8 protein-coding genes and 2 pseudogenes are annotated in these 8,961 nt (G+C 44.4%); 3 read left to right on the top strand and 7 right to left on the bottom strand.

Annotated features, from left to right (window positions below):
* Window positions 1–318: 318 nt before the first annotated feature.
* The 3 genes from AB4496_RS04945 (at window position 319) to AB4496_RS04935 (ending at window position 4,147) form a co-directional block, all read left to right on the top strand.
* A complete protein-coding gene (locus AB4496_RS04945; protein WP_102257679.1) occupies window positions 319–2,220 on the top strand; it encodes a PTS mannitol transporter subunit IICBA in 1,902 nt (633 codons plus the stop codon).
* Between the two features lie 191 nt (window positions 2,221–2,411).
* Window positions 2,412–3,560 carry a mannitol-1-phosphate 5-dehydrogenase gene (locus AB4496_RS04940; RefSeq protein ID WP_102257678.1) on the top strand — a complete coding sequence of 383 codons (1,149 nt, stop codon included), beginning with the start codon at window positions 2,412–2,414 and terminating at the stop codon, window positions 3,558–3,560.
* Window positions 3,561–3,610: 50 nt separating this feature from the next.
* The gene (locus tag AB4496_RS04935; protein ID WP_102257677.1) at window positions 3,611–4,147 is read left to right on the top strand and encodes an MltR family transcriptional regulator; all 537 of its coding nucleotides are present in this window, start codon (window positions 3,611–3,613) and stop codon (window positions 4,145–4,147) included.
* A gap of 32 nt (window positions 4,148–4,179) precedes the next feature.
* On the opposite strand, the gene AB4496_RS04930 is transcribed toward AB4496_RS04935, so the two are convergent.
* The 7 genes and pseudogenes from AB4496_RS04930 to AB4496_RS04900 form a co-directional block, all read right to left on the bottom strand.
* Window positions 4,180–4,596 carry a hypothetical protein gene (locus AB4496_RS04930; protein WP_009846104.1) on the bottom strand — a complete coding sequence of 139 codons (417 nt, stop codon included), beginning with the start codon at window positions 4,594–4,596 and terminating at the stop codon, window positions 4,180–4,182.
* Between the two features lie 32 nt (window positions 4,597–4,628).
* The gene (locus AB4496_RS04925; RefSeq protein WP_009846105.1) at window positions 4,629–4,904 is read right to left on the bottom strand and encodes a hypothetical protein; all 276 of its coding nucleotides are present in this window, start codon (window positions 4,902–4,904) and stop codon (window positions 4,629–4,631) included.
* A 103-nt stretch (window positions 4,905–5,007) separates the two neighbouring features.
* Window positions 5,008–5,406, bottom strand: a pseudogene (gene nagB / locus AB4496_RS04920) (glucosamine-6-phosphate deaminase); the annotation flags it as partial.
* Window positions 5,389–6,099, bottom strand: a pseudogene (locus tag AB4496_RS04915) (PTS fructose transporter subunit IIC); the annotation flags it as partial. The pseudogenes AB4496_RS04915 and nagB, both read right to left, overlap by 18 nt.
* 13 nt (window positions 6,100–6,112) lie before the next feature.
* A complete protein-coding gene (locus tag AB4496_RS04910) occupies window positions 6,113–6,553 on the bottom strand; it encodes a PTS sugar transporter subunit IIA (RefSeq protein ID WP_017103500.1) in 441 nt (146 codons plus the stop codon).
* Between the two features lie 248 nt (window positions 6,554–6,801).
* The gene (gene manA, locus AB4496_RS04905) at window positions 6,802–8,019 is read right to left on the bottom strand and encodes a mannose-6-phosphate isomerase, class I (protein WP_102258257.1); all 1,218 of its coding nucleotides are present in this window, start codon (window positions 8,017–8,019) and stop codon (window positions 6,802–6,804) included.
* Window positions 8,020–8,110: 91 nt separating this feature from the next.
* A partial coding sequence (locus tag AB4496_RS04900; RefSeq protein ID WP_372130648.1) for a PTS fructose transporter subunit IIC occupies window positions 8,111–8,961 on the bottom strand: 851 nt, incomplete at its 5' end.

Genomic DNA, 8,961 nt, shown 5'->3' with positions numbered 1-8,961 from the left:
GTTTATATGGTTTCTAGATGCTATCTTTTATTAAGTGTGATTTACATCACTATTTATTTTTAAGTATTACAAAATAAAGTGTGATCTACATCGCTATTGAATGAGTGTTATTCTCGCTAATTTGTCTTTGTAATTTTAATTCATGGTGTTTTTGTGATCCGAATTACTCTTGTTAACCCTAAAGTGTTTTTTGAGTGTGATACTCGTCACTAAAATTGGGTCGGGGTGCATTTTAGAAATGTTGTGATACATTTTAAATGACTTTTGAGTACACACTTTCGGTCATTTGACCAACCAATACATTACGGGGTTCTACCTATGTTATCACCAGAAGCTAAGATTAAGGTTCAAAACTTTGGTCGTTTCTTATCCAATATGGTAATGCCAAACATCGGCGCATTTATTGCGTGGGGTTTCATTACTGCACTATTTATCCCAACAGGTTGGTGGCCTAACGAAACGTTAGCATCAATGGTTGGTCCTATGATCACATACCTACTACCGCTATTGATCGGTTACACCGGTGGTAAAATGGTTGGCGGCGACCGTGGAGCGGTTGTTGGTGCAATTACAACGATGGGTGTCATCGTTGGTACAGATATCCCTATGTTTATGGGTGCAATGATTGTTGGCCCTCTAGGTGGTATCGCAATTAAGAAATTCGATGAAGCTGTTCACGGTAAAGTGAAGAGCGGTTTCGAAATGCTAGTGAACAATTTCTCTGCTGGTATCATCGGCATGATCTGCGCGATCATCGCGTTTGTCGTGATTGGTCCTGCGGTTAAGATTCTATCTGGCGGACTTGCTGCTGGTGTTAACGCAATGGTTGAAGCAGGTGCTCTTCCTCTGGCTTCTATCTTTGTTGAACCTGCGAAAATTCTTTTCCTAAACAACGCAATTAACCACGGTATCTTCTCTCCACTAGGTATCCAGCAATCTGAAGAGATTGGTCGTTCAATCTTCTTCCTAATTGAAGCTAACCCTGGTCCTGGTTTTGGTCTTCTACTTGCTTACATGGTATTTGGTAAAGGTAGCGCGAAACAGTCTGCTGCCGGTGCATCTATCATTCACTTCCTAGGTGGCATCCACGAGATTTACTTCCCGTACGTACTAATGAACCCACGTCTAATTCTTGCTGTTATCGCAGGTGGTATGACGGGTGTATTCACTAACGTAATGTTTGACTCTGGTCTTATATCTCCAGCATCTCCAGGTTCTATCTTCGCAGTTCTACTGATGACGCCAAAAGGCTCTTACCTAGGTGTCGTACTTTCAGTTATCGCTTCAACCGCTGTGTCTTTCATCGTAGCTTCAATCCTACTTAAGACTTCAGCTCAAGGTGGTGATGACGAAGATTCACTAGAAAAAGCATCTGCACAAATGAAAGACATGAAAGCGTCTTCTAAAGGTGCTGCATCAGAAGCTGGTGTAAACCTAGCGGATGTTAAGGCTGTCTATGTGGCTTGTGATGCAGGTATGGGTTCGAGTGCAATGGGTGCTGGTCTACTTCGCAAAAAGGTAGCAGCAGCAGGCCTAGATATTGAGGTAACAAACTACGCAATCAACAACCTACCGGCTGATTCGCAAATTGTTATCACGCATAAAGACTTAACAGACCGTGCTCGTAACACCGTACCAGGTGCAATGCACATGTCTCTAAGCAACTTCCTAGACGGCGGTGTCTACGACCAGCTAGTTGCTGAGTTAACAGAAGCTCAGGCTACGAATGCTCAAAGTGGTGAAGCGAAAGTAGCTCCTTCAGTAGCACCAGCTCAAGAAGGCAACAAGCTTGCACTGACTAATGACAGCATCTTCCTTGGCCTTAAAGCGACTCAGAAAGAAGACGCAATCAAGTTTGCTGGCGAACAATTAGTAAAACTTGGCAACGTATCACCAGAATATGTAGACGGCATGTTTGCTCGTGAAGAGCTTGTGTCTACTTATCTAGGTGAGTCTATCGCAGTACCACACGGCACAATCGAAGCGAAACAGTACGTACAAAAAACCGGCATTGTTTTCTGTCAGTACCCTCAAGGTATTCAATGGGGCGAAGATGAAGATGATATCGCGAAGATGGTTATCGGTATTGCCGCACAAGGCGATGAGCACAACATGGTGCTGATGGCTATTACCAATTCACTCGATGATGAAGACGCTGTGGAATGCCTACAGAACACAACAAACCCTGCTGATGTTCTACGTATTCTCAACGGAAACTAACAAGCTCTAGTCAAGCTCCTGAGTGAAGGAGGCCAGTATCCCCCTACTGGCCTCATTTCCGGTCTCAATCTTTATCTGTAGATAAAGGTTCGGTCTGAATAGGTCACTGCTTAATGCCTAGGACGTGATTGAAAGCGGCATGTGTTTGAGTGGTTAGCTATTTAGATTCAAATATTTATAAGGTCAAAATTATGAAAGCGTTACATTTTGGTGCAGGTAATATCGGTCGTGGTTTCATTGGTAAGCTTCTTTCTGATGCTGGTATGAAGGTTACGTTTGCTGACGTAAATGAAACGGTTGTAAATGCGTTAATTGAACGCCAAGAATACCCAGTTAAGATTGTTGGCGAAGAGTGTGTTGTCGAAGTTGTTAAGAACGTGTCAGCAGTAAACTCAGCGACAAGCGCAGTAGTAGATTGCATTGCTGAGTCTGATCTTGTGACGACTGCAGTGGGCCCTACGGTTCTTAAAATCATCTCTAAGTCTATCGCTCAAGGCATTGAAAAGCGTGCAGCTGCAAACAACACTGTACCAATGAACATCATCGCGGCAGAGAACATGGTTCGTGGTACTAGCCAATTAAAAGCAGCCGTGTTAGAGCACCTTTCTGATGAAATGAAAGCGTTCACTGAAGAGCACATTGGCTTTGTTGATTCAGCGGTTGACCGTATTGTTCCACCGGCAGAAGCGGGCGAAACAGACCCTCTAGCGGTAACGGTTGAAACGTTCAGCGAGTGGATCGTAGACCAAACACAATTCAAAGGTGAGATTCCAAATATCCCAGGTATGGAATGCACTGACAACCTAATGGCTTTCGTTGAGCGTAAACTGTTCACGCTAAACACAGGTCACTTAGTAACGGCATACCTTGGTGTGCTTGCCGGTCATGAGACTATTAAAGATTCTATCGAAGACGACGTAATCCGCGCTGAAGTAACAGCGACGATGGAAGAGAGTGGTGCGGTTCTGATTAAGCGTTACGGCTTTGATCCAGAAGCACACGCTGCCTACATCCAAAAGATTCTAGGTCGTTTTGCTAACCCGTTCCTACGTGATGAAGTAGACCGCGTTGGTCGTCAGCCAATTCGTAAACTGAGCCCGCAAGACCGCCTAGTTAAGCCTCTAAACGGTACATTAGAGTACGGCCTACCGAATGCTCACCTAGTAAAAGCAATCGCTGCTGCGTTCCATTACAAGAACGAAGACGACCCTCAAGCGGTTGAACTTCAAGCAATGTTCGCAGAAAAAGGCTTTGCTGAGACATTAGCGCATTATTCTGAGCTGAATAGTGACTCAGAAGTTGTTAAACTAGCGGAAGAAGCTTATCTAGCATTGAAATGATAAACCATCAAAGTGCCACACCAGTGGCACTTTATTCTTTTAGAGCAACCATGCCCATACATACAACACACGAATCAGATTTACTTGAAGAACTAGCCGAATCAGCTAATGCTGCGGAGTGCCTGTTGTGCGCCTACGATGTCTTAGAAGACATGCTGGACGCTTTGTTGAAAAGTATCTTCTATAAAGATGACTACGCAGTAAAATTTGTTGTTGACCCTCTCCTCACCACCGATGGCCCTTTAGGGGAAATTCTGGTTCGAACAAAATTATTGTTAGGGTTAGGCGTGATCAGTAAAGAGGTGTATGACGATATTGAAGTTTTCGTTACTCTAAAAGAGTGGGTAAATATTCAAGAAGGTCAGGTGAATTTCTGGGACCAAGATGTCGTTTTTGAACTTAATCGTATCAATGCTATTCAAAAAATGATGCCAATCGACTACGCCCCAGAGTTGGTCGAAGGCATGTCTGATGATATGAAGCGGATGTTTTTAGAGCGCCATTTTCAAAAAGTGCGCTCTACGATAGTGCTAGCGGTTAATGATATACATCAGCAGTTAGCGAAAGAGAATGTGCTGACCTCTTAAGCTATCTCTAGGTAGTGAAAGTAAGCTCGGTGCTATTTATGATCTACTTTTGTCAACCACAGATCACACTGATCGATGAGCTCTTGCAAAAATTGTGTTGGGTTCGCAAGTTTCTCATTTCCTTTTACACTTGTTGTCGTTACCTGCCAAAAACTCAGTGAGACTAGGTTTCTTTTGTATAGGAACTCATTTAACTCTGCTGATGAAAGCGCAAGGGTCTCCCCAAACACATCATATAACTGTTGTATAACTGGCTTTAGCTCTGTGATAGTGCCTTTCAGAAACTGCTCTGAAGTCAGGTTTTCAATGGCTTGGGTATCACTAGAACTGTTTTGTTTACAAAGTGCTCTAATCGACTGGTAGAGTGAGTTTTCCAACCTTTGTACTGAAAGCAGAGCTTTTCCAAGTAGAGATAGTTGTTCATTGCTTAGGTTAGTTGTGTCTGTCATTTAAGTCAGTTCCTAATAAATTGAAGTCTGTTTTACCTGAATTTTGAGCTAGCTTGTTCGGGCGTATAGGTGTCTGCATTGAAAATAATATAGTCACCGCTTATCAATTTTTCACATTGAATTTGTCCTTTAAAGCCAATGCTGCACAGTTTTTTTAGCAAGTGTGGCTTGGCGTTATCGTAGACAATATTTAAAAAAGGAAGGTGGTTAGAGTGAACTACGTTATGTAGATTAAACTCTTCTAATGCCTCTGAGAGGTGATCACTGTCAGTCAGTTCGATGACCTCGACAATTTCATTCAACAACATGTCTATTTCCATATTTTTTAGTTGATAGCGATTGTGACATAAAAAAAAAACCACTTCCGATAGAAGAAGTGGTTTTAATTCTACAATCAAGATCTACATCAAATTATAGGTCTTGAATGTTCTCAGCTTCTAGCTCTTGGAAGTAGCGAAGAGTCTTAACTTTTAGCTCTTGTTGAGCTGGCTCATCAGCAACGATGATAGCTTTACGGTGCATCTGTAGAGCGGTAACAGTCCACATGTGGTTTACAGAACCTTCGATAGCCATTTGAAGCGCTTGCGCTTTGTTGTGGCCTAGAGAAAGGATCATTACTTCTTCAGAATCTAGAAGAGTAGCAACACCGATAGTTAGTGCGTATTTAGGAACTTGGTTGATGTCGCCATCGAAGAAACGAGAGTTCGCGATACGAGTGTCTTCAGTCAACGTTTTGATACGAGTGCGTGAAGATAGAGAAGAACCTGGCTCATTGAACGCGATGTGACCGTCGATGCCTACGCCGCCCATTAGCCAAGGTTGCGTGTCTACTTGAGTTTGAGCAAATAGGGTCGCTACTTTGTTGATAGGACCGCCCATATCAAACGCAGTCATACCACCAAGGATTGTGCCCAGAACCATCTTAGACGCGCCAGCCATTGAAGCTAGGAACTCGTTCATTGAAGACATGAACAGTTTGATTGGCTCGCCGATACCCCACAGTACGATGCCGGCAGAGATTAACGTACCTAGAAGCGGATAGATGAAGTAAGCACCTAGCGCGGTCATGTTGGTAGAAAGTGGGATTTTCTTAAGCTGGAACACCACGCCACCGGCGATAAAGCCAGCCACGATACAACCAAGGAAGCCGCCGCCCATGTCAGCCATGATGCCAGAAGAGATCATCGCAGGTGCCAGTGCCGGTTTATCTGCAATTGAGTAACCAATAAAGCCGCCAAGAATGATTGGGAAAAGAACAAGGCCTTTGATACCGATATTAGAGATGTCTGCTAGCAGGCCGTCTGCAGGTACAGCACCTTTGCCTGATGCCATTACCGCTAAAGCCAATAGAACACCACCGGCTACGATGAAAGGCAGCATGTGTGAGGTTCCGAAAAGCAGGTGGCCTTTCATGGTGCTAAGGATTTTTTTAAAGTCGCTACTACTGTTTTTGTTATTAGAGTTACTACTGGTATTCGTAGCTTGAGTTGTTAGGGTGCTCATAATTTTCTACGCCTTATGAATTAATTAAAATATTAAGGATTTGTTGTTCGTCTTTTGCGTTATGTATATCTTGAATAAATTCATCGCTGAATTTTCCAAACAGTTCTTGTAGTACATAAATATGATGGTCAGCACCGTTATCTGGTGATGCAATCATAAAAAATACGGTTGGGTTAATGCCGTCTTCATCGCCATACTCAATGCCTTTGCGCTTAACACCGACAGCGATTGCCGGCTCAGTGACAGCCTTGCTTTTTGAGTGTGGGTAAGCGATGCCGTCCATAGAAGTGATGCTTTGAGATTCACGAATTTCGATGTCTGCCAAGAAGGCTTCTTTATTACTGATTCGGTTGTTTTCAAATAACATGCCTGCCAATTCTTCAAACAGTTCTTTTTTATTATTCGCTTGAAGGTTGTTATTAATTAAGTTGACGTTGGTTAGCTGTGTGATCATTTATTAACTCATTCACTATTGAAGTTCTTGAATTAAAATTAATGGATTAACCCGATTCGCGAAATAGCAAATAAAAGCCCTTCACTGTACATTTGTACCAAGCAAAATTAAGTGTGATTTGCATCATTAATGCAGTGTGAGGTGGGTCATATTTGATGGTGTATTTCGGTGTTGAAATAACTTTCTGCAGGAACAAAAATGCCCCGCAAAAGCAGGGCATGGATAGTGTGTGATTAGTGGTGATGGATCTAGCTGTAAGCGCGCGCCACACGTCCAACGCAGTCTAGCTTGTAACTCTCAGCATAAGCAGGAATAAACACCGACTGGCCTTTCTCTATCACGCAGGTTTCACCACATTGATGAGTGAGCACCATGGATTCGTCGAGCGGTAATAGGATTTCTGCACCTTCGGTGGTGATTTTTCTTTGGTGAGAATTCTGCACGATAGAGAACTTAAAATCCTCAACTGGAATTTGGTATTCCATCACATCACCTTGCTCTATTGGGCTGAGCAGTAACCTATCCGCCGGCTTTTCATTGAATTGAGTACAAGAGACTAATTCATTGATATCCATGTACTTAGGTGTCAACCCTGCGCGGAGTACATTGTCTGAGTTCGCCATGATTTCTAAGCCCGTACCTCTAATGTAAGCGTGGGGAGTCTCGGCATCTAGATACATGGCTTGCCCCGGCTTTAGAGTGATCACGTTCAATAGCAGTGGAGCAAACAACCCGACATCACCCGGGTATTGCTCTTCCAGTTCTGAAATCAACTGGAACACAGGTGTATCTGAAAGCTTCGCCTTCATCAGCAACATGGTCAGCGCCATGCCTTTTTGTTCTCCTTGCAAAGACAATAAGCTCGCGAAGAAGCTCGCTAATCCATTGGGCGTTTGGTCGCCCTCTAGGTCATTGACCATCGAATGCAGCTCTGGAATATCAAGGTAATGGAAGTGCTCAAGAATCTCGCTGATTGATCTAAAACCATTCATCGCGGTGTAGTCAGTTAGGGCATACACCAGTTCTGGCTTGTGGTTGGCATCCTTGTAATTACGATTGCCAGCCGTTATCGGAATGCCTTGCTGCTCTTCAAGAGCGTAGCCAGATTCCGCTTGTTGCTTGTTCGGGTGAACTTGCACCGATAGCGCTTTCTCTGCTGCTAACACCTTGAATAGATATGGCAGCTCACCAAAACGACTTGCTACTTTTTCGCTTAGAAACAGGCTTAGATTCTTCGAAATCAGGTTCGACAATGTGGTTTGCTGACCATTGTCGGTGACCATCGAACAACCATTCGGGTGAGCCCCCATCCAGATCTCCGCTTGCGGCTCTCCAGATTGGTTATCAATACCAAACAGTTGGCTGAACGAAGAAGGGCTACCCCACGCGTAGTTTTGAATCACGTTGGTCATAGGATAAAAAAAGCGTTGTACGAACGAGTCGTTCGCTAAAGAAAAATCAGACATCGAAATCACCATGAAGGGAAACATGGCTTGAGCTCTACTCGACTTATTGAAATGCGAGTAGAAGGCCTCAAGCCATTGGAGTTGAAATGGCTTAAGCCGCTGCTGTTGTTAACTTGGCTTTACGTAGATTTTTAAGCGCGATACAAGTAACCGCAGTTACGCCCGCGCCAGATGCCATGCACAGCAGTGCCAGCATTGGGTAGTTCATAGCGCCAAGTAGAGCGACTACTGGACCACCGTGCGCAACGCTGTTGGTGATACCAAATGAGAACGCCATAACAGCGGCAGTCATTGAACCAAGTACGTTGGCAGGGATAACCGACATCGGATCTTGAGCCGCGAAAGGAATCGCACCTTCAGAGATACCCACTAAGCCCATTGCGCCTGCAGCTTTACCTGCTTCGATTTCAGAAGATTCAAACAGGTCGAACTTGCGGCCAAGTCTGGTTGCGATGGCCATACCCAGTGGAGCCACAGGAATTGCACACGCCATCGCACCCATGAATTGAGTTTGACCGCTGGCAATCATGCCGACCGAGAAAAGGAATGCCACCTTGTTGAATGGACCGCCCATATCGAAACCAGCCATACCACCCAGTACGATGCCTAGCAGAACCACGTTGCCTGTACTCATGCTCGTTAGTAGTGCAGTAAGAGCATCCATCAGCCCAGCGATAGGTGCGCCGATAACAAAAATGAACAGACCTGCGATGAACAAAGAGCCAGTGATCGGAGCGATCATGATAGGCACAAGCGGTTGAACGAATTTGTGGTAGTTAAATGAGGTAATCCATTTAACGAAGTAACCCACTAATAGACCGGCGATGATCGCGCCAATGAAGCCTGTACCTGCGTCAGCGCCATAGAAAGAGCCGTTGTTAGCAATCCAACCACCGATAAGGCCAGGGGTTAGAGCAGGGCGGTCAGCAATCGCGTAAGCAA

Source organism: Vibrio sp. 10N.222.46.A1 (assembly GCF_041473595.1).
In the GTDB taxonomy this organism is placed as follows: domain Bacteria; phylum Pseudomonadota; class Gammaproteobacteria; order Enterobacterales; family Vibrionaceae; genus Vibrio; species Vibrio tasmaniensis_A.
Note: the sequence above shows the minus strand (reverse complement) of the source record. Positions and strands in the feature narration are given on the sequence as shown.

Excerpts from the sequence above, each read along its gene's own strand:
- AB4496_RS04945 (WP_102257679.1), top strand. The coding sequence starts at position 319 with ATGTTATCACCAGAAGCTAAGATTAAGGTTCAAAACTTTGGTCGTTTC.
- AB4496_RS04940 (WP_102257678.1), top strand. The coding sequence starts at position 2,412 with ATGAAAGCGTTACATTTTGGTGCAGGTAATATCGGTCGTGGTTTCATT.
- AB4496_RS04935 (WP_102257677.1), top strand. The coding sequence starts at position 3,611 with ATGCCCATACATACAACACACGAATCAGATTTACTTGAAGAACTAGCC.
- AB4496_RS04930 (WP_009846104.1), bottom strand. The coding sequence starts at position 4,596 with ATGACAGACACAACTAACCTAAGCAATGAACAACTATCTCTACTTGGA.
- AB4496_RS04925 (WP_009846105.1), bottom strand. The coding sequence starts at position 4,904 with ATGTTGTTGAATGAAATTGTCGAGGTCATCGAACTGACTGACAGTGAT.
- AB4496_RS04910 (WP_017103500.1), bottom strand. The coding sequence starts at position 6,553 with ATGATCACACAGCTAACCAACGTCAACTTAATTAATAACAACCTTCAA.
- manA (WP_102258257.1), bottom strand. The coding sequence starts at position 8,019 with ATGTCTGATTTTTCTTTAGCGAACGACTCGTTCGTACAACGCTTTTTT.